This window comes from Kitasatospora sp. CB01950 (genome assembly GCF_001905465.1).
GTDB lineage: Bacteria > Actinomycetota > Actinomycetes > Streptomycetales > Streptomycetaceae > Kitasatospora.
Genome location: NZ_LISX01000005.1, coordinates 419,494 through 444,071 on the forward strand (window position 1 = coordinate 419,494; position 24,578 = coordinate 444,071).

General features: G+C 70.5%; 20 protein-coding genes and 3 tRNA genes. 6 read left to right on the forward strand and 17 right to left on the reverse strand.

Features of this window, described 5'->3' with window-relative positions:
- Positions 1–78 precede the first annotated feature (78 nt).
- The gene (locus tag AMK19_RS16405) at positions 79–1,149 is read left to right on the forward strand and encodes an NAD(P)/FAD-dependent oxidoreductase (protein ID WP_073812301.1); all 1,071 of its coding nucleotides are present in this window, start codon (positions 79–81) and stop codon (positions 1,147–1,149) included.
- 75 nt (positions 1,150–1,224) lie between these two features.
- On the opposite strand, the gene lepA is transcribed toward AMK19_RS16405, so the two are convergent.
- The gene (gene lepA / locus AMK19_RS16410; protein WP_073812302.1) at positions 1,225–3,093 is read right to left on the reverse strand and encodes a translation elongation factor 4; all 1,869 of its coding nucleotides are present in this window, start codon (positions 3,091–3,093) and stop codon (positions 1,225–1,227) included.
- 101 nt (positions 3,094–3,194) lie between these two features.
- Between lepA and AMK19_RS16415 the strand changes: the two genes are divergently transcribed.
- The 3 genes from AMK19_RS16415 to AMK19_RS16425 all read left to right on the forward strand — a co-directional run bounded on the left by AMK19_RS16415 (position 3,195) and on the right by AMK19_RS16425 (position 5,178).
- Positions 3,195–3,500, forward strand: a complete 306-nt coding sequence (locus tag AMK19_RS16415) for an antibiotic biosynthesis monooxygenase family protein (RefSeq protein ID WP_073812303.1) — start codon at positions 3,195–3,197, stop codon at positions 3,498–3,500.
- A gap of 177 nt (positions 3,501–3,677) precedes the next feature.
- On the forward strand, positions 3,678–3,941 hold the full coding sequence (rpsT, locus tag AMK19_RS16420; protein ID WP_073812305.1) for a 30S ribosomal protein S20: 264 nt from the start codon (positions 3,678–3,680) through the stop codon (positions 3,939–3,941).
- 610 nt (positions 3,942–4,551) lie between these two features.
- Complete coding sequence (locus AMK19_RS16425) at positions 4,552–5,178, forward strand: hypothetical protein (protein WP_073812307.1); 627 nt, start codon at positions 4,552–4,554, stop codon at positions 5,176–5,178.
- A gap of 60 nt (positions 5,179–5,238) precedes the next feature.
- Here AMK19_RS16425 and holA read toward each other — a convergent pair whose 3' ends face one another.
- On the reverse strand, positions 5,239–6,234 hold the full coding sequence (gene holA, locus AMK19_RS16430) for a DNA polymerase III subunit delta (protein ID WP_073812308.1): 996 nt from the start codon (positions 6,232–6,234) through the stop codon (positions 5,239–5,241).
- A 151-nt stretch (positions 6,235–6,385) separates the two neighbouring features.
- On the opposite strand from holA, the gene AMK19_RS16435 reads away from it, so the two are divergent.
- Positions 6,386–6,649, forward strand: a complete 264-nt coding sequence (locus tag AMK19_RS16435) for a hypothetical protein (protein WP_073812310.1) — start codon at positions 6,386–6,388, stop codon at positions 6,647–6,649.
- A 137-nt stretch (positions 6,650–6,786) separates the two neighbouring features.
- Here the strand turns inward: AMK19_RS16435 and AMK19_RS16440 are convergent, their stop codons facing one another.
- The 15 genes from AMK19_RS16440 to AMK19_RS16505 form a co-directional block, all read right to left on the reverse strand.
- Positions 6,787–9,576, reverse strand: coding sequence for a ComEC/Rec2 family competence protein (locus AMK19_RS16440; protein ID WP_073812311.1), 2,790 nt, complete (start codon positions 9,574–9,576; stop codon positions 6,787–6,789).
- Positions 9,577–9,799: 223 nt separating this feature from the next.
- Positions 9,800–11,005 (reverse strand): ComEA family DNA-binding protein, encoded by a 1,206-nt coding sequence (locus AMK19_RS16445; RefSeq protein ID WP_143200232.1) that lies wholly within the window; start codon positions 11,003–11,005, stop codon positions 9,800–9,802.
- A gap of 112 nt (positions 11,006–11,117) precedes the next feature.
- A complete protein-coding gene (locus AMK19_RS16450; protein ID WP_073812312.1) occupies positions 11,118–12,041 on the reverse strand; it encodes a DegV family protein in 924 nt (307 codons plus the stop codon).
- Positions 12,042–12,158: 117 nt separating this feature from the next.
- Entirely contained in the window at positions 12,159–12,935 is a 777-nt protein-coding gene (locus tag AMK19_RS16455) for a hypothetical protein (RefSeq protein WP_073812313.1), read from the reverse strand.
- Between the two features lie 426 nt (positions 12,936–13,361).
- A complete protein-coding gene (gene leuS, locus AMK19_RS16460; RefSeq protein ID WP_073812315.1) occupies positions 13,362–16,235 on the reverse strand; it encodes a leucine--tRNA ligase in 2,874 nt (957 codons plus the stop codon).
- Positions 16,236–16,634: 399 nt separating this feature from the next.
- Complete coding sequence (locus AMK19_RS16465) at positions 16,635–17,927, reverse strand: hypothetical protein (RefSeq protein WP_073812316.1); 1,293 nt, start codon at positions 17,925–17,927, stop codon at positions 16,635–16,637.
- Between the two features lie 92 nt (positions 17,928–18,019).
- A tRNA-Ala gene (locus AMK19_RS16470) sits at positions 18,020–18,092 on the reverse strand.
- Between the two features lie 206 nt (positions 18,093–18,298).
- Positions 18,299–18,371 (reverse strand) — tRNA-Ala (locus AMK19_RS16475).
- 38 nt (positions 18,372–18,409) lie between these two features.
- Positions 18,410–18,482 (reverse strand) — tRNA-Ala (locus AMK19_RS16480).
- Positions 18,483–18,590: 108 nt separating this feature from the next.
- Positions 18,591–19,238 (reverse strand): histidine phosphatase family protein, encoded by a 648-nt coding sequence (locus AMK19_RS16485; protein ID WP_073812507.1) that lies wholly within the window; start codon positions 19,236–19,238, stop codon positions 18,591–18,593.
- Entirely contained in the window at positions 19,235–19,672 is a 438-nt protein-coding gene (gene rsfS / locus AMK19_RS16490) for a ribosome silencing factor (RefSeq protein ID WP_073812318.1), read from the reverse strand. The genes AMK19_RS16485 and rsfS overlap by 4 nt, the downstream gene beginning before the upstream one ends.
- 137 nt (positions 19,673–19,809) lie before the next feature.
- The gene (locus tag AMK19_RS38080; protein WP_073812319.1) at positions 19,810–21,903 is read right to left on the reverse strand and encodes a LytR C-terminal domain-containing protein; all 2,094 of its coding nucleotides are present in this window, start codon (positions 21,901–21,903) and stop codon (positions 19,810–19,812) included.
- A gap of 17 nt (positions 21,904–21,920) precedes the next feature.
- Positions 21,921–22,586 carry a nicotinate-nucleotide adenylyltransferase gene (gene nadD / locus AMK19_RS16500; protein WP_073812321.1) on the reverse strand — a complete coding sequence of 222 codons (666 nt, stop codon included), beginning with the start codon at positions 22,584–22,586 and terminating at the stop codon, positions 21,921–21,923.
- Positions 22,587–22,690: 104 nt separating this feature from the next.
- Entirely contained in the window at positions 22,691–22,840 is a 150-nt protein-coding gene (locus tag AMK19_RS36530; protein ID WP_198953343.1) for a hypothetical protein, read from the reverse strand.
- Positions 22,841–23,026: 186 nt separating this feature from the next.
- The gene (locus tag AMK19_RS16505; protein WP_073812322.1) at positions 23,027–23,227 is read right to left on the reverse strand and encodes a hypothetical protein; all 201 of its coding nucleotides are present in this window, start codon (positions 23,225–23,227) and stop codon (positions 23,027–23,029) included.
- Between the two features lie 274 nt (positions 23,228–23,501).
- Between AMK19_RS16505 and AMK19_RS16510 the strand changes: the two genes are divergently transcribed.
- Positions 23,502–24,575: a M48 family metallopeptidase gene (locus AMK19_RS16510; protein ID WP_073812324.1), complete on the forward strand. Its 1,074-nt coding sequence runs from the start codon at positions 23,502–23,504 to the stop codon at positions 24,573–24,575.
- Positions 24,576–24,578: the final 3 nt, after the last annotated feature.

The window sequence follows — 24,578 nt, forward strand, 5'->3', positions numbered from 1 at the left end:
CTCACGGTCACACTCGCGCGGGCTGCTCCGTCCCCCTTCCGTATCCGCCACCCGGCGGGGTCCGTGAAGGAGGACAAGATGACCGGCAAGCACATCGTGGTGATCGGCGCAGGCTACGCGGGGCTGTCCGCCGCCGCCGGGATCGGCCGCGGGCCGGACCAGGTCACCCTGATCGCCCCGGAGCGGCGTTTCGCGCATCGGGTGCGCCAGCACGAGATCGCCGTCGGCCGCCGGGTCTCCCGGCCCGACATCGCCCACGTGCTGCGCGGCCGCAAGGTCACCCACCTGGCCACCCGGGTCGTCGAACTCGACCTGGCCGGGCGGAAGGTGGTCACCGAGGACGGCAAGCGGATCGCCTACGACACCCTGGTGTACGCGCTCGGCAGCCGGGTCGCGTGGAGCGACGTGCCAGGTGCCGCCGAGCACGCGTACTCGGCGGACCGCGCGGAGGAACTGCACCGCCGGATCACGGACGCGCCGGTGCCCGGGACGATCGCGGTGGTCGGCGGCGGCGCGACCGGCATCGAGCTGGCCACCGAACTCGCCGAGTCCCACCCGGCCTGGCAGGTCCGGCTGGTGGCGTCCGGCCCGGTCGGCGGCTGGCTGTCGGAACGCGGTCGGGCCCACGTCCTGGCGGTGCTCGGCCGGCTCGGGGCCCGGGTGGACGAGGCGCACCGGGTCACCGCCGTCACCGCCGCCGGGCTGGAGACCTCGGGCGGCCCGGTCCCCGCGGACGTGGTGGTGTGGGCCGGCTCGCTGGAACCGCACCCGTTGGCCGCCGACTCCGGCCTGGCCGTCACCGAACGCGGCCAGGCCGTGGTGGACGACCACCTTCGTTCGGTGTCGCACCCCGAGGTGTACGTGGCCGGGGACGCCGCCTCCGTCGACGTGCCCGGCGTCGGCCACCTGCGGATGGCCTGCGCCACCGCCCAGCCACAGGGCCGCTACCTCGGCAAATTGCTCAGCGGACGCACCGACAAGCCGTTCTCGTTCCGCTACCTCACCCAGTGCCTGAGCCTGGGCCGCGGCGAGGCACTGGTGCAGTTGATCCACGGCGACGACTCGATGCGGCCCCGGGTGGTGACCGGGCCGGTCGGGCGGCTGGTCAAGTCGGTGATCGTCAACGCCCTGCCGCTGTCGCTGCGCTGACCCGCCACCGGGGAACAGCAACGGACCGAGCCCCCACGAAGGGGGCCCGGCCCGTTGCCCGGCCGACCGTAGGAGCTACTTCTTCTCCTTCGGAGCCTCCGCGTCCGTCGACAGTGCGGCGATGAAGGCCTCCTGCGGGACCTCCACGCGGCCGACCATCTTCATCCGCTTCTTGCCTTCCTTCTGCTTCTCCAGCAGCTTGCGCTTACGCGAGATGTCGCCGCCGTAGCACTTGGCGAGAACGTCCTTGCGGATCGCGCGGACCGTCTCACGGGCGATCACCCGGGAGCCGATCGCGGCCTGGATCGGCACCTCGAACTGCTGGCGCGGGATCAGCTTCTGCAGCTTGCCGGCCATCATCACGCCGTAGCTGTAGGCCTTGTCCTTGTGCACGATCGCGGAGAACGCGTCCACCGCGTCGCCGTGCAGCAGGATGTCGACCTTGACCAGGCTGGCGGACTGCTCGCCGATGGGCTCGTAGTCCAACGAGGCGTAGCCGCGGGTCTTGGACTTCAACTGGTCGAAGAAGTCGAAGACGATCTCGGCCAGCGGCAGGGTGTAGCGCAGCTCCACCCGGTCCTCGGAGAGGTAGTCCATGCCCTGCAGGTTGCCGCGGCGGGACTGGCAGAGCTCCATGATCGCGCCGACGAACTCGTTGGGCGCCAGGATGGTGCCGCGCACGACCGGCTCGTACACCTCGGCGATCTTGCCGGTGGGGAACTCGCTCGGATTGGTGACGGTGTGCTCGGTGCCGTCCTCCATGATCACCCGGTAGATCACGTTCGGGGCGGTGGAGATCAGGTCGAGGTTGAACTCGCGCTCCAGGCGCTCCCGGATGATCTCCAGGTGCAGCAGGCCGAGGAAGCCGCATCGGTAGCCGAAGCCGAGGGCGACCGAGGTCTCCGGCTCGTAGACCAGCGCGGCGTCGTTCAGGCGCAGCTTGTCGAGGGCGTCGCGGAGCAGCGGGTAGTCCGAGCCGTCCAGCGGATACAGGCCGGAGAACACCATCGGGCGCGGGTCCTTGTAGCCGCCGAGCGCCTGGGTGGCACCCTTGTGCTGCGAGGTGATGGTGTCACCGACCTTGGACTGCCGGACGTCCTTCACACCGGTGATGATGTAGCCCACCTCGCCGACACCGAGGCCGTCGGCGACCTTCGGCTCGGGCGAGATGACGCCGATCTCCAGCAGTTCGTGAGTGGCGCCGGTGGACATCATGGCGATCCGCTCACGCTTGGTGAGCTGGCCGTCGACCACTCGCACGTAGGTGACCACGCCGCGGTAGGCGTCGTACACCGAGTCGAAGATCATCGCGCGGGCCGGGGCGTTCTTGACGCCGACCGGGGCCGGGATCTTCTCGACCACGTGGTCGAGCAGGTCCTCGACGCCGAGGCCGGTCTTCGCGGAGACCTTCAGGACGTCGTTCGGGTCGCAGCCGATGATGTGCGCGATCTCCGCCGCGTACTTCTCGGGCTGGGCCGCCGGCAGGTCGATCTTGTTGAGCACCGGGATGATGGTGAGGTCGTTCTCCAGCGCCAGGTACAGGTTGGCGAGGGTCTGCGCCTCGATGCCCTGGGCGGCGTCGACCACCAGGACGGTTCCCTCGCAGGCCGCGAGGGAGCGGGACACCTCGTACGTGAAGTCCACGTGGCCGGGGGTGTCGATCATGTTGAGGATGTGCGTCTTGCCCGCGTCCTCACCGGTCCGCGGCGCCCACGGAAGGCGGACGGCCTGCGACTTGATGGTGATGCCGCGCTCGCGCTCGATGTCCATCCGGTCGAGGTACTGGGCGCGCATCTGACGGGGGTCCACCACGCCGGTGATCTGCAGCATCCGGTCGGCGAGCGTCGACTTGCCGTGGTCGATGTGGGCGATGATGCAGAAATTGCGAATCACCGCCGGGTCAGTACGGCTGGGCTCTGGCACGTTGCTGGGGGTCGCGGGCACCTTGGTCCGATTTCTGATCCGATCAATATGGTTCCGTCCATCCTCCCATGCCGAGGCCGACCGGTCTTTCCACCCTGGCTCGCATCGGGCACGATCGCCGCATGATCCTGGAAAGTGCCCTGCTCGACGTCCTCCCGGGACAGGAGGTCGACTTCCTCGCCGCGTTGGCCGAGGCCCGCCCGCTGATCGCCGCCCAGCGCGGATTCCGATCCCTCGAACTGCGCCGCTGTCTGGACGACGGCCGCACCTCGCGTTTCCTGCTGCAGGTCGGATGGGAGTCCCTGGAGGACCACACCGATGGCTTCCGCCGCTCCCCCGAGTACAGGCGTTGGCGCGAGCTGCTGCACCACTATTACGACCCGTTCCCTATGGTCGAGCACTACGGCGAGCCGCTGATCAGCGCCTGACGGGACAGCGGTCGTGTTCGGCCCCGCACCGGGCGCACCGGTCCGGTTTGGGCGGGGCGGGGCGGCCCTGGTAGCGTGGGCGGCTGCACTCCGCCCTCGGCATGCCCTCTCAGCAGGTCCGGGCGGCGGGCGGTGCAACCCGTTGAACTGCCGATTCACACAGACTGAGGCTCTTTCGTGGCGAACATCAAGTCCCAGATCAAGCGCAACAAGACCAACGAGAAGGCGCGCCTGCGCAACAAGGCCGTCAAGTCCTCGCTGAAGACCGCTCTGCGCAAGGCCCGCGAGGCCGCTGCCGCCGGCGAGACCGAGAAGGCCGCCGAGCTGGCTCGCGCCGCCTCCAAGGCCCTCGACAAGGCCGCCAGCAAGGGCATCATCCACAAGAACCAGGCCGCCAACAAGAAGTCGGCGATCACCAAGCGCGTCAACGTCGCTGCCTGATCCTGGTCCTTCCCGTACGGCCCGGCCGTACGAAACGGTGCTCCGGCACCACTCCGGACGGCGTGACTCAGCGGCCCTCTACCCGCCACCGCCGCCCGTCCGCTCCCGGGAATCCGGCCCTCTAACCGGATTTCCGACGAGCTGCACCACCCGTACCGCACGCGGCCTGCGTTCGCCACGCGGGTGCGGTACCCGATGAACCATGGGAAGTCCCCACTCGGGGCACTTCTCCCGACTGCCCGCCCGGTCCCCACCGGGCGGGCAGTTCGCGTTTCCGCCCCTGCCGCGGCACCGCACCGGGTGGTCAACCACCGTGCCGGAAAAGGAGATCGGCGCGCACGATGCGGCAAGGTAGGGTGCGGGGTGCCTGACACTGCCCGTGCGTGACCAACTACTCGGGGGAACGATGTCGACTCCGCCGCCGCATCAGCTCCAGGGCCAGCGCTCCACCAGCAGTTTCTCGCGCAACTCCCGCATCTCCCCGGCCACGGGCACCAGGACGGGCACGGCCACCACCATCGGTCCCGACGGGCCTTCCGGCGGCGACGGCAATCCCTCCGGGACGGGTGCGGATCAGTCGGGTCCGGGCCGGATTCGCCCCGGGCGCGGAGTGTGGTGGGGCATCGGCGGTGCTCTCGCGGCCTCGGCGGTGTGGGCGGCAGCCGTCCTGACCGTCCCCTCCCTGATCAACGGCGACTCGACGTCGGGCGCCCGGAGCACGGCCGGCTTCCGGGTGGTCGACGACCTGTGCGCCACCGCCCGCCTGACCACCTTCGGCCGGCTGTACCCGGCCCCGTCGGGCACCCCCTACCACTACACGACACGTCACCGGGCGCTGGAGGAGATGTACTGCAGCCAGTACCGCAAGAAGGTCGGCGGCGATCAGGACTACTACACGCTCTACCTGCAGGTGCAGCTCCACCACGAGGTGGACCCGCGCCCGGAGTTCGACGCGCAGCGCGACGGGCTGACGCAACGCCACTATCAGGTCAGCCCGGTGCCCGGCCTCGGCGACGCGGCTTACGTGGGCTACCTCGACGACCCCAACGGCAGCGACCCGAGTTGGCACTACCTCACCCAGGTCCTGTACGTCCGCAAGGGCGGCATGACCTGCTACACCAGCTGGTCCGCCTCCTACCAGGACGGCAGGGGCACCGCCCCCGACCGGGAGCAGGTCCGCACCGCGCTCCTGTCCGACACCCGCGAACTCCTGCACGCCCTCGGCGGATCCGTCTGACCGGAACCCGGAATCCGCCCGAGCCGGCTCCCCAGGTGTTCGGGGCACCGCCGGAGCGGCTCAGTACGGGCGAGAGCTGATCCGCGAGGCCCGGGCCACGGCGACCACGGCACGTTCCAGGGCGTACGCGGGGTCGTCCGAGCCGCCCTTGACGGCGGCATCGGCCTCGGCCACGGCCGTGAGAGCCGCCGCCACGCCGTCGCCCGTCCAGCCGCGCATCTGCTGGCGGACGCGGTCCACCTTCCACGGCGGCATGCCCAGTTCGCGGGCCAGGTCGGCGGGGCGCAGGTTGCGGCCGGCAGTGGCGAGTCGGCCGATGCTGCGGACCCCGGAGGCGAGCGCGTACGTGATGCCCGTGGGCGGCTGGCCGACGGCCAGCGCCCAGCGCAGCCGCTCCAGCGCTTCGGCGGCCCGACCGGTGACGGCGAGATCGGCCACCTCGAAGCCGGTCGCCTCGGCCCGGCCGCTGTAGTACTTCGCGACCGCGGCCTCGTCGATCGGGCCCTCGATGTCGGCCGTCAACTGACTGCAGGCGGCTGCCAGTTCGCGCAGGTCGCTGCCCAGCGAGTCGAACAGCGCCTGGCACGCCTCCGGACTCGCGGCCCGACCGAGGGTGCGGAACTCGCCGCGGATGAAGGCCAGTTTCTCGCTCGCCTTGGTGAGCTTGGCGCACAGGACCTCGCGCGCGCCCGCCTTCTTCGCCGCGTCCAGCAGACCCTTGCCCTTGGCGCCGCCCGCATGCACCAACACCATGATCACTTCTTCGGCCGGCGCCTCCAGGTACGCCTTGACCTCCTTGACCGCGTCGGCCGCGAGATCCTGCGCGGCCCGGACCACGATCACCTTCCGCTCCGCGAAGAGCGAGGGCGTGGTGAGTTCGGCCAGCTGCCCGGCCTGCAGCCCGCCCGGCGCGAGATCGCGCACGTCCGTCTCCGGGTCCGCCTTCTTCGCCGCCGCCACCACCTCGGCGACCGCACGGTCCAGCAGCAGCTCCTCCTGGCCGACCGCAACGGTCAGCGGGGCGAGCAGGTCGTCGGGTGCACTCTTCCTGGCCATCGCCTACCAGGATCGCACGCTGTGCCGACAGCCCTGCCCCAGCACGTCCCCGTCCCCCTTCACCAGCACGTTCCACCGGGCCGATACCTCGGGGCGGGATGAGGAGCGGGGTCGCCGCCGCACCGCCCACGGGGCTGGGGAGAATGTTGCCGTGATCAAGAACAATGACCGTCAATTGCTCGTCCTTCCTGACCGCGACGCGGCGGATGAGGTTGCCGAGGAGTTGAGTGCACGCTGGCCGAACCTGGGCGAGGTGGAGGTGGTCCGGGACTCCCTCGCCGGGGAGGACGACGCCGAGGACGCCCAGTGGATCGTGGTCGTCGAAGCACCCGAGGACGATGGCTGGACTCCGCAGCTGCTGACCGAACTCGACCGGCTCGTCGCCGAGCAGGACGGGTGGCGCGAGCAGGACTGACCCCTGCTCTCCGGACCCGCCCTGGTTCTCGCCCGAGCGGGGTGGTCCCACCCGCTCGGACGGGCGCTCTGTCCGCGCCCGTCCCGGGCCGCCGATCCACGCTGCCGACGCACCGGAAGCCCCGGGGCGCTTCGGTCTCAGCCGCGGGCGGAGCGCAGATGGGACGCCACGGCCAGGCTCAGCTTGTCCCCCAGCACCGCGATGTCCCCCACCCGGTCGGTGCGGACCACCGTTGCACCCAGCCCCCTGAGCCCAGCCACCGTCCGCGGGGCCGGGTGCCCGTACGGGTTGCCGGTACCGCAGGAGATCAGGGCCAGCCTCGGACGGAGCGCGGCCATCAACGCCCAGTCCTGGTTCGCCGATCCGTGATGGGCCACCTTCAGGACGTCCACCCGCCCCAGACCGGATGGGCCGGGACCTCCGTCGGGGCCGGCCGGGCCGACCGCGTTCAGCGCTCCCGCCCGGCCGTCGGACGTACGCCTCGTGCCGTGCAGCGGTGTGGACGCCGTCCCTGCCGATGATGGTGGAGCCCGTTCGTCCGGGCGAACCGGCGGCGGCAGGCCGAGGGTGAGCAGGGCCGCCTGGGCCGGTGGTTCCAGGTCCCCCAGTAGAGCCACTCGGATCGGGGCGGCGGGTGGGCCGAGGGTGGCGAGGATCGCGATGCTGGAGTTGTTGGGGCCGGTCGCGTCCGGGTCCAGTGGCGAGGCCGGCCACAGCACTTGCCAGGCGAGATGGGCGCCGGCCGTTCGACGCTCGCCCCGCCGGGCCCGCCGCACCGGCACCCGGTCGTCGGCCGCCCAGCGCGCCACCCTGCTCTGCTCGCCTGCCGGCTCGTCCGAGGTGGTCACCTCGATCGCGCCGACCGACCGGCCGCGCAGCACCCCGGGGACGCCCTCGACATGGTCGGCGTGGAAGTGCGTGAGGATCAGGACCGGCACCTTGGTCACCCCGAGTTCCCGCAGACACGCGTCGGCCGACCTCGGGTCGGGCCCGGTGTCCACCACCACCGCGCTGCCGGGCTCGACCGGCAGAACTGTCATGTCGCCCTGCCCGATGTCACACATCGCCAGCCGCCACCCCTCGGCCGGCCAACCGGTCGCCAACCGAGTGACAACGGGCGGACGCAGCAGGACCATCGGCAGCACAACGACGACCACGAGCACGAGCCATACCCTGGGCCACCGGCGCCCGGATCGTCGCCCGCCCAGCAACGGTGGCAGCGCCCAGGCCAACGCAACGATGACCACCACCAGTAGCACTGATCCGAACAGCCCGCCGGGCCAGGCGAGTTCAGCACCGGGTAGCTCGGCACCCCGCCGTGCCACGGCGGCCAGCCATCCAACGGGCAGCGCGGCAAGGTCCGTCAGGAACTCGGCCGCCCCTTTCGAGAGCGGCGCGACCGCGAGCGCGCCGAACCCGAGCAGGGTGGCGGGTGCGACCGCGATCTCCGCCAGGAGGTTGCACGGAATGCCGACCAGGCTGACTCGCGGTGCCAGCAGGACGGTAACGGGCGAACAGAAGGCCTGCGCAGCCGCGGTGGCGCCGACCGCCGATGCGAGGTGGTGTGGCCATCGACGCGCGCGCAGCGCGGCCGTCCACCTCGGGCCGAGGATCAGCAGGCCTGCCGTGGCGAGCGCGGAGAGCAGGAACCCGAAGGAGCGGGCCAGGTAGGGATCCACCAGGAGCAGGATCAGCACGGCGCCGGCCAGTGTGGGCAGGCCCCGTCTCGGTCTGCCGGTGGCGAGTGCCAGCAGCCCGATCAGGCCGGTAGCGGCTGCTCTGAGCACGCTCGGGTCGGGTCGACAGATGGTGACGAACGCCAGCGTCAGGCCCGTTCCGAGCGCTGCTGTGGTCCGGAAGGAGAGTCCGAGCAACCCGGCCACTCCTCCCCGTCCGGGCGTGTCCGGGTCGGTCGGGGTACCTCCGACCAGGACCGCCAGGATGATCGCCAGGTTGGCGCCGCTCACCGCCACCAGGTGCCCGAGGTCGGTGGCTCGGAAGGCGTCCGCCAGGTCGTCCGGAAGCCTGGTCACGTCGCCCACCACCAGGCCCGGGAGCAGCCCCCGAACGTCCGGCGACAGGTGATCGCAGGCGTCCCGGAGTCCCTTGCGGAGCTGGGCGGCAAGGCGTTGCGAAAGGCTGGGCGGCGCAAGGATCCTTGGCCGCCCTTGCGGGGCGAGCAGCGCCGCCGAATCGGTCCGGGGTCGGACGATCGGGCCCTCGCCCGTGGAGGGGCTCGTCTGCCGCTCCGGCAGCACTTCTGCGCGGACCTCCACGCGGGTGGAGGGAATCAACTGTTGCCACTGCGCCGCGTCCTGGGTTCGGACGAGCAACGTGACAGGTGTTCTGGTCTCGACGGGGATCGTGCTCGACTGCTCGGTACCGGTGGTTGAGAGGACACGGGTGACGAGGGCGGAGACGGTGAGGGTCGGTTGGGAGAGGGCGCTGCCGCGAGTGTGGGACCCGTGCAGTTTGGGGTCACCGGTGATGGTCGCCTCAACGGCGACCTCCGGTTTGGTCGTTCTGCCCCCTCCGGAGTGAGGTTGAGCCGACTGACCGGCCACCTCCTGGGGCTCCGGCCGGCCACCAGGGGACATCGGCTCCCCTGAAGCCGGTGTTCCCGCTGGGCGGGCGAGGGCGGGCAGCGGGCCGCGATGCAGGTCGGCGGTATGGAGGACGGTGGTGGTCGCCGCCGCTACTGCGGTGAGCAGGACAGCGGCTGCGAGTCGGTGAACCGAACGGCGAGGTCCCTTCGATGCAAGGAGGCCCATGGCGATCACGCCACCTACCAAGGCGCTGACGAGCAGCGCCGATTGGTGTCTCCCGTCCAGGTCGAGGACGGCGGCGGTGACCAGCCAGGCGGTGACGGCCGGGAGGAGGAGCCGGTAGTCGGCTCGGTCGGGGACGGCGGAGGGCAGGGCCGGCACGGGGCACCTCCTCTCAGTACTCATTGGTCGACTTGTCGTTTTGGAGGCTCTCGGGTGATAGGCAGCTCCGTATCCGGCAGGCGAGTCGTGGGTGGCGGCGGGTCAGGCCCGAACAGAGCGTCGTGTGGGCGGTCACGCCTCCCTGGTGGGTGGCTCCGCTCAGCGAGTTGAGGAGCTAGAACACGGCGTGAGCAACCTCCTGGCAGGAGAGGGACGGTGGGGATCACAACGTCAGAAGCGGCTTGAGGTCCTCGTACTTTCGGGGGCCGATTCCGGGGACGTGGCGGAGTTGGTCGAGAGACTGGAAGGGGCCGTGCATCAAGCGGTACTGGAGGATGCGCTGGGCCAGGGCCGGCCCCACGCCCGGCAGTGAGTCGAGTTGTTCGGCGCTGGAGTGGTTGAGGCTGACTGGTCCGGTGGGAACGGCAGGCGCACCGGCGTTGGCGTTCTCGATGCCTACGAGGATCTGTTCTCCATCCGTGAGTGGGCGGGCGAGGTTGAGGGTGCTGGTGTCCGTCCCGGGGATCGGGCCGCCTGCGGCGGTCAGCGCATCGGCGACCCGTGAACCTGCGGGGAGGGTTCGTAAGCCGGGATTCTGGACCTTGCCGGAGATGTCGATGACCAGCGACAGCTCAGCCGGGTGGTGTGCGGGTGCTCCATCCGTTGCGGGGTCGGCGGTGGACTCGGTGATGGAGATGGCGGGAACGGCGACGGGGTGTGGCCGACCCAGCCAGAAGTGCTGCGCGGCGTAGCCGATGGCAAGTACGAGCAGGACGGTGAGGCCGAGAACGGCACGGCGGTCGAAGGCGAAGGCAGTAGGGAGGCGGAAGCGCAGCGGTAGTCGTGGCCGGTGGGTGCGGTGCGGCACAGCCGCAGGTTCCGGAGGTGACAGGGCATTGGGCTGGGGCGGCGGATCCGGATCCGACTGGAGGTCGGCCCAGTTGCCCAGCGGGGTGTCGGGAACTGGTGCCGTCTGCGGATCGGTGTCGGGCTCGAAGGCAGGCGGGTCCCTCTCCGGGATCGCGCCGGGCTGAGCCGCCGGCCGGCCGAAAGCCGTATCGGCACGGTTCGGGGCGGCCGCACCCGCCGAACGCGCAGACGCTCCGTACATCGCCAGGATGCGTGGCGACGACAGTGCGTACGGCGGATCGGGGACGAGTGCCGCACGTGCCGCCGCCCGTTCCGATTCGGAAACGGCAGTGGTCTCCGCACGGCCCAGAGCCGGTGACGACTCGCCACTTCCCTTCTCCACCGTCCTCGTGAGCTCCGGAGCTCTGACCGCCGATTCGGTGGTCTGATCGGGAATCGGCTTGGAACTGTGGAGATCGTCGGGCTGGACGGGGCCAGGCGGGAAGATCAGGCCGAGGCGAGCCCGGGCGGTGGCGAGTGTCTGCCGGCGGCGGGCCTGGGGTGTGGTGATGGTCCTCATGGCGAGGACAGTAGGGCCGTCCTGAGGTGCGCTCAGGAAATCGGCCCGCCCCTGTGGATAACTCGGGGCTGTGGATAACTCTCGTCGCTCGAACGAGTGAGTCTGGTCCTGCTCAGCGCGGGGAGGCGACGACGGGCGCGACCACGACGGCCAGCAGCCCGGGCCCGACGTGCGCCCCGATGACGGCTCCGACTTCGCTGACGTAGAGCTCGTTCATCGCAGGCACCCGCTCCCGCAGCCGCTCGGCCAGCGCCTCCGCCCGCTGCTCTGCGGCAAGGTGGTGGACCGTGATGTCCACCCTCTGCGCCCCAGCGTGCTCGACGGCGATCTCCTCGAGCCGTGCGATGGCACGGGAGGCGGTGCGGACCTTCTCCAGCGGCTCGATTCGACCACCTGCCAGGTGAAGCAGGGGTTTCACAGCCAGCGCGGAGCCGACGAGAGCCTGGGCGGTTCCGATCCGGCCTCCGCGCCGCAGGTGCTCCAAGGTGTCGACGTAGAAGAAGCCGTTGGTGACTTCGGCCCGTCGCTCGGCAGCGGAGACGACCTGGTCGAGGTCCGCTTCTGCGCCACCGACTGCTTCGATGTCGACGTCACCGGCCGACGCCCCCGACCTGGCCGCGTCGAGGGTGTCGGCGAGTTCGGCGGCGGCCAGCACACAACTTCCGAGCGCCATACCGACCAGCCGGCTGTCGACCACCCTGACCGGGATCGGCGCCGCCGCGGCCGCCAGCTGGGCCGCTTCCACGGTGCCGGAGAGTTCGGCGGACAGGTGGACGGAGACGATTCCACGCGCGCCGACCGCAGCAGCGGCCCGATAGGCGGCGGCGAACGTTTCCGGGCTCGGCCGGGAAGTGGTCACCCGGCTCTTCGCCCTCAGGGCCTCGGCGACGTCCTTGGGAGAGATCTCGACGCCTTCTGCGAAGACTTCGTCACCGACCGCGACACTGAGCGGTACCACCTGGATGCGGTGCCGGTCCACCGCTTCTTGGGGCAGATACGCGGTGGAATCCGTGACGATCGCAAGGTGGCCGAGCATGAGGCGGAGGTTACCCTCCGCCGAGCCAGGATGACAGTGCCCGCCCTGTGGTGGTTTGACCTCCACAGCAGTGGGTAACTCTTGCGTCGCGGACGGTGACCACCTCGTGACGCGGGGTCAGCGGTGGTTGGGCCCGGCCGGGTTCGGCTTGCGCAAGCGGTCGGCGAGTCGGGAGAGCGGCTCGGCAGCCAGTCCGAGCAGTTCCTCGGCACTGGTCTGGCGACCGGCACCGATTCCCTTCCGACGGTCGGCGGGGCCATCGGCGGAGGCGGCGCTCCGGGCATCGGCAGTGGGGGCAGGGCCGGCGGCAAACTCGGCGCCGCGGTCGGCGGCGGGCTCGGAAGGAGTCCAGTGCCGCAGAGCTCCGGCCTCGTCCTGGCACTCCTGGCTGAGGCGGGCGAGCTCGTCGTCGGCGAACCGGCGCATGCGGTCCTGGGCGGCCCAGCGAAGCGAATCCGCAGAGTGTGTGATCCGCTCGGTGCGCTCGCGCAGTTCGGGGAGCTTGGCGGTGACTCGACTGCTCATCGGCTCGCGTTCCAACAGGCGCAGCTCGGCGTCGAGTTCGGCGGCGTGCGAGTCGAGCCGGGCGAGGAGCTGGAGCGCGTCACCGAGCTGACCGTCCTGCGGGAGGCCACCCTGCAGGACCTGGCGGGTCGAGTCCAGCGCGGTGCGAAGCGAAAGCCGGAGGCCGGCGATCCTGCCTTGGTCGCCGGGCTTGGTGATGGTCTTCGCCCTGAGGGTGGCGTTCTCCACCGCCCGCTGGGCGTTGGAGCTGTGCCGCTCGACCTTGGCAGCCACGGCCTTCGCCGCCTTGACCGTCCCCACCACCGCCATCACCAGCAGCGTCACTCCGAGCAGCGCGACCAGCGCTACGACGATACCGAGCGCTTCCATCGGGAGCCCACCTTCCGCTCGTGACCGGCGGCGGTCCGCCGAGTGCGGCCCGTCCTGTCCACCGGTCTCCACCGTAGCTCGGCCCGGCAGCGGACAGCAGGCCTTCAACCACCGGGAGGACGGAGATCAGGGACAGCTCAGGGATTTCCCCCAAGCGATCACCCGGAGACCGCCAGCACATAGCCGGCGCTCAATACCCCTACGAAGAACGGAGCCACCTTGTTCGAACTTCTCCACCGTTCCCCGCTTGTCGGACGAGCCGGATGCGTCCTGCTCCTTGCCCTTGTTCTCGCCTTCCCGCTCACCTTCCCGCTCCCGCTCGCCCAAGGCTCGGACGTTCCGGGTCCAGGAACGGCGAAGGGCCGGCCGCCCCAAGTTCGGGGCAACCGGCCCTGCCGATCTGGCGATGCCTCAGCGGAGGTGTCGTCAGCCGGTGACGATGTTCACCAGCTTCGGGGCGCGAGCGATGACCTTGCGCACCTCTGCGTCACCGATGGCCGCGACCACGGTGGGGTCGGCCAGGGCCAGCGCCTCCAGCTCGGCGTCCGAGATGGACGGCGAGACCTCCAGGCGGGCCTTGACCTTGCCCTTGATCTGCACGACGCAGGTCACGGTCTCGTCGACCACGTACGCCGGGTCGGCGACCGGGTAGTCGGCGAAGGCCAGCGACTGCTCGTGGCCCAGGCGGCGCCACAGCTCCTCGGCGATGTGCGGCGCCAGCGGGGCGATCAGCAGGACGATCTGCTCGGCGACCGGGCGCGGGGTGGAGCCGCGCTTCACCAGGAAGTTGTTCAGCTCGATGGCCTTGGCCACGGCGGTGTTGAACCGCATGCCGGCCATGTCGCCGCGGATGCCGTCGATCGCCTTGTGCAGCGCGCGCAGCGTCGCCTCGTCCGGCGCCTCCTCGGTGACCACCAGCTCGCCGGTGACCTCCGAGACGATGTTGCGCCACATCCGCTGCAGGAAGCGGTACGAGCCGATCACGGCGCGGGCGTCCCAGGGGCGGGAGACGTCCAGCGGGCCCATCGACATCTCGTACAGGCGCAGGGTGTCGGCACCGTACTCGTCGGCGAACTCGTCAGGGGCGATCGCGTTCTTCAGCGACTTGCCCATCTTCCCGGCCTCGCGCCGGACCTTCTCGCCGTTCCAGAAGAACTCGTCGTCGATCTCCTCGACCTCGGCGGCGGGCACCGGGAAGCCCCGGTCGTCGCGGAAGACGTCGGCGGTGATCATGCCCTGGTTGAACAGCTTGTGGAACGGCTCGACCGAGGAGACGTGGCCCAGGTCGTGCAGCACCTTGTGCCAGAAGCGGGCGTACAGCAGGTGCAGCACGGCGTGCTCGGCACCGCCGACATACAGGTCGACGCCACCGGCGGGCTTCTCGGCGGTCGGGCCCATCCAGTAGGCCTCGTTGACGGGGTCGACGACGGAGGTCGAGTTGACCGGGTCGATGTATCGCAGCTCGTACCAGCACGAACCCGCCCAGTTGGGCATGGTGTTGGTCTCGCGGCGGTAGGTCTTCGGGCCGTCGCCCAGGTCCAGCTCGACGTTGACCCAGTCCTCGTTGCGGGACAGCGGGGTCTTCGGCGAGGAGGTGGCGTCGTCGGCGTCGTAGGTGTGCGGCGAGTAATCGTCGACCTCGGGGACCTCGACCGGCAGCATCGACTCGGGCAGCGCGTGCATCGCGCCGGTCTCGTCGTAGACGATCGGGAAGGGCTCGCCCCAGTAGCGCTGACGGCTGAACAGCCAGTCGCGCAGCCGGAAGTTCACGGTGCCTTCGCCGATGCCCTGCTCCGCCAGCCAGGCGGTAATCCGGGCCTTGGCGTCGACCACGGACAGGCCGTTCAGCGACACCCCGTCGCGCTCGGAGTTGATCAGCACCGAGTCGTAGGTGTCGAAAGCGTCGTCCCAGCCGTGCGGGTCGTCGCCGCGACCGTCGGTGGGCTGGACCACGCAGCGCATCGGCAGGTTGAACGCCTGGGCGAAGGCAAAGTCGCGGCTGTCGTGCGCCGGGACGGCCATGATCGCGCCGGTGCCGTAGCCCATCAGCACGTAGTCGGCGATGAACACGGGGATCTGCTCGCCGCTGACCGGGTTGGTCGCGTAGGCGCCGGTGAACACACCGGTCTTCACCTTGGCGTCGGCCTGGCGCTCGACGTCGGACTTGGCGGCGGCGGCCGCCCGGTAGGTGGCGACGGCCTCGGCCGGGGTCGCGGCACCGCCGGTCCACTCCTCACGGGTGCCGGCCGGCCACTCGGCCGGGACGACGGTGTCGACCAGGGAGTGCTCGGGAGCCAGCACCATGTAGGTGGCACCGAACAGGGTGTCGGGGCGGGTGGTGAAGACGGTGACGGTGTCGTCGCCGACGGCGAAGTCGACCCGGGCGCCTTCGGAGCGGCCGATCCAGTTGCGCTGCTGCAGCTTGATCGCCTCGGGCCAGTCCAGCAGGTCCAGGTCGGAGATCAGGCGGTCCGCGTAAGCGGTGATGCGCATCATCCACTGGCGCAGGTTGGACTTGAAGACCGGGAAGTTGCCGCGCTCGGAGCGGCCGTCCGCGGTGACCTCCTCGTTGGCCAGCACGGTGCCCAGGCCGGGGCACCAGTTGACCGGCACCTCCTTGGAGTACGCCAGCCGGAACTCGCCCAGCACCTCGTCGCGCTCGACACCGGTCAGCTCGGCCCAGACGCGGCCGCCCGGTACCTCGCGCTCGCCGGACTCGAACTGGGCGACCAGTTCGGCGATCGGGCGGGCCTTGGCGGCGTCCTCGTCGTACCAGGAGTTGAAGATCTGCAGGAAGATCCACTGGGTCCAGCGGTAGTACTCGGGGTCGATCGTGGAGATCGAGCGGCGCGAGTCGTGGCCCAGGCCCAGCCGGCGCAGCTGACGGCGCATGTTGGCGATGTTGTCCTCGGTGGACACCCGCGGGTGCACGCCGTGCTGGACGGCGTACTGCTCGGCAGGCAGACCGAAGGCGTCGTAGCCCAGAGTGTGCAGCACGTTGTGGCCGGTCATCCGCTGGTAGCGGGCGTACACGTCGGTGGCGATGTAGCCCAGCGGGTGGCCCACGTGCAGGCCGGAGCCCGACGGGTACGGGAACATGTCCATGATGAAGCTGTGCGGCTTCGTGGCGACGGACGTCCCGTCGGCCAGCGGGCCGGCCGGGTTGGGGGCGTTGAACGTCCCCTCCTTCTCCCACAGGTCCTGCCAGCGGGACTCGATCTCGGCGGCCAGCGCGGCGCCGTAGCGGAAAGGCTCGGTAGCGGCTTCGGCCGCGCCGGAAGCGGGGGTCGTCTCGCTCATGGTCCTTCAGGCTCCATCGTCATCAGTCAGCGAACAGGCCGTAGAAAGCAGAAAGCCCCTCCACAGGAGGGGACGCCACGCCGACTCCGGCCCTTGGGCCGGTCCTTGTCAGCGCGGCCGGCTAAGAAGCAGGCGCACGGTTCGCATGGGCTCAGGGTACCGCACCCCCTCAACACCGTTTCGCGTCACCGCGTCAATCCCTCGGCCGCGTCCACCTCCACAACCGCGTCCGCGCCCCTGTCCAGGTCCGCAACCCCGCCCCTGCCCCCGTCTGCGTTCAGGGCCACGTCGGCCACCGCCCCCACGGCCACCGCACCGACCACTCCCCCGACCGCCCATGCCTCCGTTCCCACTACCACTGCCCCACTCGCCCCGCCGAGTCGTCCACCTGGGCCGTCGCTACGTCTCGGCCCGCATCGCGGTGTCGAACTCGCGCAGGGCTCGCGCCACGCGGGCGGACTGCATGCCGGCGGCGAGTCGGCGGGCCCGGTCGGCGGTCTGCTCGGCCTCCGTGCGTTCTTCGGTGCGGCGATAGGAGTCGGCGAGGCGGACCATCAACAGCGCCTTGACCCGGGCGCGTTCCGCCGTGAGCGTCTCGATCGCAGCCTGCAGCAGACCGCGGGCCTGCTCGTGGTCGCCGAGCAGCAGGAAGCCCTCGCCGACCATGCCCTCCAGATCGGCGCGTTCCTGGTCGTGCCCGTCCAACCCCTCAAGTACTCGGAAGGCCCGTTCGGCGACGGCCTCGGCGCTGATCTGCTCGCCCTTGCGGCCGTGCGCCCGGGCGATCCGGCCGAGTTGCAGGGCCCGCTCACACGGTGTCAGCACGTCGTCGGCCGCGCGCAGCGCGGTGGACAGCATCGCCACCGGATCCAGGCCTCGCCCACCGGAGTTGTAGGTCGCCTGGACGGCGAGGCAGCCGACCACGCCGACGCCGAGCCGGGAGTCGCCGGAGACGTGGGCCGCGCGCAGGGCCGCGACGAACGCGCGCTGTGCGGCGGCGTCGTTGCCCATGTCGTAGTTCGCCCAGCCGACCAGCCGGGCCAGTCGGCTGGCGGCTCCGTACAGTTCACGGCCGAGCGGCTCGTCGTAGCTGCCGAGTTCCAGCAGCTTCCCCACCATGGCAAGTTCGGCCTTGGCGAGGTCGAGGATCAGTCCGCCGCCGTAGGCGCGCTCCAGGCGTTGCTTGGACTCGTAGGACAACCGCAGGTCGGCCAGCTGCTCGGGGGCGATCCGCAGCGCGCCCTCGCCGCCGGTGACGTGCGGCGGCGGGGAGGCCCAGTGCCGGGCCGCCTGCTCCAGCTCGTCGCCGCGGAACAGGTCGGTGAGCCGCACCGGCGCGCCGTCCGCGCCGGCCTCGCGGAGCGCGGTCTGCGCGGTGTCGGCGGTCCACGGGTCGGTCAGCAATCGGGGCGAGAGCATCTTGGCGCCCCGATTGGAGCCCATCTGCCCCCACAGCTGCTCGTACGTGACGGCGATGCCGACGCTACGGGCGAGGACCTCGCAGACGGTCTGGTCGTGCGGCGAGCGCGGCACCATGCCCCGGTCACGCCACTTGTAGGGCGCGGTGGAGCTGATCGCCATGCCGGGCGGCAGCACCGCGTTCACCTCACGGGCCAGCCGCTCCGGGCTCCATCCGAGCTGGTGGAGTATCCGGGCGAGCTCGTCGTTCCGTTTTCGCACCAGATCGGCCATGGCACGACGGTAGCGGCCCCACGCGCCGGACGGCAGAGGAGCCACGTGAACGACCGAAGGCCGCCCCTTGCGGGACGGCCTTCGGACTACTGTGGAGCTAAGGAGAATCGAACTCCTGACCTATTGCATGCCATGCAATCGCTCTACCAACTGAGCTATAGCCCCGCGTTGTTACTGCTGTCATCCTTGGTTTCCCTTGCGGTTTCCCTTGGCGACATCGACAACTGTACACGGTTGACGGTCCAGGCCCTAATCCGTTCCGGGTGCTCCGGAGCCGACCCCGGAGCCTGCCTCGAAGGCGCCGCCGAAGGCAGTCCCGGAAACGCCGAAGGCCGCTACCCGTCTCGGATAGCGGCCTCGCGGAACTGCTGTGGAGCTAAGGAGAATCGAACTCCTGACCTATTGCATGCCATGCAATCGCTCTACCAACTGAGCTATAGCCCCGCAACACTGACGACCACTCACGGACCATCGGTGCGGAGTGGAGCTAAGGAGAATCGAACTCCTGACCTATTGCATGCCATGCAATCGCTCTACCAACTGAGCTATAGCCCCGCAGTTCCGCGACTCCCGCCCCCGGTTTCCCGTCTGCGTTCCTCACTGCGAACGAGGAAGACTCTAGCTGGTCAGAGCCGGAACTGTGAAATCCGGGCCGGGTGGGCCTCAGGTCTCGTCGCCGATGACCGGCTGCGGGAGCGTGCCCGCGTTGTGCTCCTGGAGCCGCCAACCGCGCGCGTCCTGGCCGAGCACCGACCAGCAGCAGTTCGAGAGACCGCCGAAGCGCTCCCACAACTGCGGATCAATGCCCAGCAGTCGGCCGATCATGGTGCGGATGGTGCCGCCGTGGCTGACCACCACCAGGGTGCCGCCCTCGGGCAGCTTGTCGACGGCGTCCAGCACCACCGGGACGGCCCGGTCGGCCACCTCGGTGGAGAGTTCGCCGCCGCCGCGCCGGACCGGCTCGCCGCGCGACCAGGCCTCGTACTCCTCCGGATACCGCTCCCGGATCTCGGAGTTGGTGAGCCCCTGCCACTCCCCCGCGAAGGTCTCGCGGAGGCCCTCGTAGTGGTGCACCTCCAGGTCGGTGAGCGCGGCCAGCTCGGCGGCGGTGCGCCGGGCCCGCGTCAGGTCGGAGGAGATCAGCAGGTCGGGGCGGAGCGCAGCGAGCAGCCGAGCGGCCCGCTGCGCCTGGAACACACCTTGGTCGGTGAGGTCGACGTCAGTGGTGCCCTGGAACCGCGATTCGAGGTTCCAGGACGTCTGACCGTGCCGCCAGAGGACGATGCGCGGCCCCGCCGCCGAGCGGCTCAGAGGTCGCCCCCGGAGACGGCATTGCCGGCGGCGTCGGTGACGGCGTTCTCGGGCCGGTTGCGGCTCGCCAGCGCGTCCTTGGGGAGCGGCAGCTCGGGGCAGTCCTTCCACAGGCGGTCGAGCGAGTAGAAGGAGCGCTCCTCGGAGTGCTGGACGTGCACGACGATGTCCAGGTAGTCGAGCAGGATCCAACGGCCCTCTCGCTCGCCCTCGCGGCGCACCGGCTTGATGTCGAGCTTGTCGCGCAGCTGGTCTTCGATCTCCTCGGCGATCGCACGAACCTGGCGGTCGTTGGCGGCGGAGGCGATCAGGAAGGCGTCGGTGATCGACAGCACCTCGCTGACGTCGAAGGCGATGATGTCGTGCGCCAGCTTGTCGGCCGCCGCCTGTGCGGCGACGGTGATCAGTTCCTGGCTTCGGTCGGTGACGGTCACGATGCTCTTCCAGATCGGCTGTGGGGATACCTACCCAGGATCTCACGAACGCGCCGGAGCCCCGGAGCGATTTCCGCCCCGGGGCCCCGGCCGCCGGACAGCACACCCTGCGACGCCGTTGGGACGCCGCCGAACCGCTACTGCGTGGACTTCTGCGGCGGCTGGTAATCCTTGCCGACCATCAGCACCAGGTCCGCGTTCTGCGCGTCGGTGACCTTCTTCACCACGGTGTCCGGCAGCCCCAGGCTGGTGGCCAGGCTGAGGGCCGCGGGCTTCTTGGCATCGTCGGTGTACCGGATCTCGGAGGTCGCCTGCGCGGGCGCCTTCGCGCTGGACGGCAGTGCGTCCATGCCCGAGTTGAGGACGACCACCTGCGCGGCGGCCGCCGAGGTGTCGTTGCCAGCCGCGTTCACCACCGTGACGCGGGTGCTGCCGCCGGTGCCCTTGGCCTTGCCGAGGGTGCCGCCGAGGAGGTCCTTCACCTGCTTGCCGGCGGTGGCGTCGTCCAGGGTGCCGTCCGGCTTGGCGGTGAGCAGCGTGGTGGTCAGGTGCCCGGCCTTCGCCTGCTTGGAGAGGTTGACCAGGACGCCGGCGAGCGCGTTCTCCGGCAGCGACGGGTCGGCGACGGACATCATCCGGTGCACGTCGTCGGTGGCGTCCGCCATGGTGACCGGCATCGCGTTGATCACTGCCGCCATCACTTGCCCGAAGCGGGCGAGTTGGGCGTCCCGGGACTCGCCGGGGGCCTGCAGGGTGGCGTAGTCGACGGCTGCGCGGCCGCTCAGCGTGATGTCCTTGCCGGCCGGAGCGGCCACCTTGCCGTCGGGCTTGTTGTTCTCGCGGATCTCGGTGTTGGTGTCCACCTTGATGCCGCCGAGCTGGGAGACCAGCAGCTGCAGGTAGGGGGTGTCCAGTCGCCAGGTGCCGGCCACCTTCGCGCCGAGCACGGCGGACAGGCCGTCGCGGGTGGCGGACGCGCCGACCGCGCTCAGGGACTGACCCATCGTGGTGGTGGAGGTATCGCCGTTGCTGGGCAGCTGGAGGGTGTCGGGGAGCAGCAGCACGGTCGCCTTCTGCCCGCCCTGGTCGTCGACCAGCAGTGCGGTGGTGACCTTCTGCTGCGGGTCGATCAGGTGGACAACGTTGACGTACCGGCCGCCGGCCGCCTTGGTCGCGTCGTTGGAGTCGTCGAACTTGCCGGACCACCACAGGTAGCCCACCGCGCCGGCCGCCAGCACCGCCAGTGCCACCACCAGCGCGATCACCCGGTTGCGCAGCCGTCGCCGCCGCTCGGCCCGGACCTCGCTGCGGGACTCGGCGAACTTCAGCCAGTCGATGGCGTCCTCGGAGTCCTCCGTCTCCTCGTCGACGAAGTTGAACTCACCCGTGGTGTACGAGTCGTCCGCTGCGGACTTGGCCCGAGCCGCAGCCGCCGAGGCAGCCCGTCCGCCGACCAGTTCGGACGGCTCCTCCGCGTCCGCCGCCGGCCCCGACGCCGCCGCAGCCGCCCGCGCCCGGGGCGGCATCCCCGCACCGGCCGGTGCAGCGACCGGGCTCACCGACGGCACGGCCCGCCCGGCCGCCCCGGCCTGCGAAGGCACCCGCCCCTCGGCTCCCTGTCGCTCGGTCACCCGGCCGTCGAGCACCTGCCCGCCCGGCGTCTGACCGCCCGGCACCTGACCCGGTGCCTGCGGCGGCTGCTGGAAGTACCCCTGCGCGGGCTGCTGCCCGTAGTAGGCGTCACCGGACTGCTGCCCGTAGGAGTCACCGGCCGACGGCTGCCCGGCCCACTGCTGACCCGGCTGACCCGGCTGGCCGCCGAACTGCTGCTGCCCGTAACCGGATTGGTCACCGCCGTACGACTCCTGCGGGTACGCCCCGTGCTGCCCGGACTGCTGCCCGGACTGCTGCGCGCCCTGCTGGTCGTACCGGCCGTAGGGATCGGCCTGCCCGTACGGCTGTTGCTGCTGCCCGTACGCCTGCTGCCCGTAGTCGGACTGCCCGTACCCCGACGAGTCGTACCCCGCCGAGTTGTATCCGGACGGGTCGTACCCGGGCTGCTCGAATCCCTGCTGCTCGAACCCCTGCTGCTGGTAAGGCTGTTGTTCGTACGGCTGCTGCTCGTAGGCCTGCTGTTCGTACCCCTGCTGCGGGTAGTGCCCGGGCTGCTGCGGGTAGGGCGGTTGGGGTTGGCGGCCGTACCACTGTTCGTCGTCGGACGTTCCGGTCATGTCTTCCCTCCGGGGGATCAGGGCCGGGCCGACGCGTACAGCGCCCGCTTGTGGATGTAACGGACCACGCCGTCCGGCACCAGGTACCAGATGGGTTCGTCCTTGGCGACCCGCATCCGGCAGTCGGTGGAGGAGATGGCGAGGGCGGGCACCTCGACGAGGGAGACGCCGCCGACCGGCAGACCGGTGTCGGAGAGAGTATGGCCCGGCCTGGTGCAGCCGATGAAGTGCGCGAGGTCGAAGAGTTCCTCGGGGGAGCGCCAGGAGATGATCTGGGCCAGGGCGTCGGCACCGGTGATGAAGAAGAGTTCGGCGTCGGGGTGCAGGGCCTGCAGCTCGCGGAGGGTGTCGACGGTGTAGGTGGGGCCGTTGCGGTCGATGTCGATCCGGCTGACGGAGAACTGGGGGTTCTCTGCGGTGGCGATCACCGTCATCAGGTAGCGGTCCTCGGCCGGCGAGACGTGCCGGTCGGACTTCTGCCAGGGCTGCCCGGTGGGGACGAAGATCACCTCGTCCAGGTGGAAGGCGCTGGCCACCTCGCTCGCGGCGACCAGGTGCCCGTGGTGGATGGGGTCGAAGGTGCCGCCCATCACTCCCAGCCGACGTCGCTCACGCGGCGTACTGAACGGCGCAGGGGTGCCCGGCGCGGTGTCCGTCCCGGAGGTGTCGACCTGCTCTCTCATGGCGCTACACATTACGCGACCCGGGTGTCCCGGGGATTCCGCCCGTTCGCGGGCCCCGGGCACTCCGTGTCCGCCGCCGCGCGGGGGCGGCGGTGCGGCCGGGGTCAGCGGTCGCGGTTGAAGCGCGTGGTGAGGAACAGCAGCAGCAGCAGGATGAACAGAGCCGCGCCGCCCGTCAGGAAGGGGTTGAGGCTGTCGTGGTTACCGCCCTCTTCGGCGAGGACGGCAAGAGCGGGCAGGGCAGCAGTGCTCATGATCGGCGGGACCTTCTCGGCTCGGTGAGGACCAGGCGGTCACGGACCGTGCGGCCCGCGGGCTCATCGTACGGGGGCCTGACACGCAACCGCATGGCGGCCCACCGCGTCTGACCACCCGTGAGCCGTCCCCGGCCACCGCCCGGCCCTCGGTCCCGCGCCCACAGGCAGCACCGGTACGGGAGTTCAGCTCCGGTCGGCGGCCTCGGCGCGCACCTGCTCGCGCTCGGCGTCGCGCTTGGCGCCGTCGCGGCCGGCCCGCGCGATCGCCCACACCAGCAGACCGACTCCGACGAAGGAGGCGATCAGGATGATCCTCAGGAACAGGCCGGGGCCGTTCTCGCTGGAGATCGGTCCGGCGAGCTGGACCAGGTCGGCAGGGGACATCACGGGCTCCTTTTCGGTACGGCACAGCCAGCGTAGACCCGTTTACCGCCACGCCCGCCCCACACCCCGCCCCGACAAGCACCGGCCCAGCACCGCACCGCACCCGAACCCGCCCCGCCGCGGTACCCGGAGCCCCGGCCCGGCCCCCGACCCGCCATGACCGACGGCGTACCGTGACGCCCGGGGACGAGTGCGGGCACACCGACGTTCATCAGAAAAGCAGCGGGGGCCGGCCACGGGAGCCGGTGCCGGCGTCGATCCAGGAGGGTACGCAATGACCGACATGACCAAGGGCACCGCGCCGAGCCGCCGCCGTCAGCGGTTCCCGGAGATCTCCACCCGCGCCTGGGAGCACCCGGCGGACCGTTCGGGCCTGGTGGCGCTCCGCAAGCTGAGCGGTTTCGACGACATCCTGAAGAAGCTGGCCGGCCTGGTGTCCGAGCGCAGCGTGCGACTGCTGTTCCTGGCCACGGCGGTCAAGACCTCGGAGCGCCAGTTCCCGGAGCTGTACGACATGGTCCGGGACGCGGCGTACGTGCTGGACCTGGAGAAGGTCCCGGACCTGTACGTGACCCAGGACCCGAAGGTCAACGCGTACTGCATCGGCATGGACACCCCGGTCATCGTGGTGACCACCGGCCTGGTCGACCTGATGGACGAGGAGGAGCTGCGCGCGGTGATCGGCCACGAGGTCGGTCACGCGATGTCGGGGCACGCGGTCTACCAGACGATGCTGCTGATCCTCACCAACCTGGCGACCCGGATCGGCTGGCTGCCGCTGGGCAACCTGGCGATCATGGCGGTCATCACGGCGCTCAAGGAGTGGTTCCGCAAGGCCGAGCTCTCCAGCGACCGGGCAGGCCTGCTGGCCGGTCAGGACCTGCAGGCGTCGATGCGCGGCCTGATGAAGCTGGCCGGCGGCGCGAACATGGCCGAGATGAACGTGGACGCGTTCCTGGAGCAGGCCGCCGAGTACGACAAGGCGGGCGACCTGCGCGACAGCGTGCTGAAGCTGCTGCAGGTGCTGCCGCAGACCCACCCGTTCGCGGTGGTGCGGGTGGCGGCGCTGAAGAAGTGGGCGGAGAGCGAGGAGTACCGCTCGATCATGGCGGGCGCGTACCCGCGCCGCGGCGACGACCCGGACACCTCGATCGGCGCGCAGTGGAAGGCCGCCGCCGACTCGTACTCGCAGTCGGTGAAGGAAAGCAAGGACCCGCTGATGGGCCTGCTGCGCGAGTTCACCAACGGTGTCGGCACGGTCGGCGGCAAGCTCCGCGACACCTTCACCGGCGCCGGCGCCGGCCGCACCAACGGCAGCAGCTCCGACAAGAGCGAGCAGCAGGACTGATCC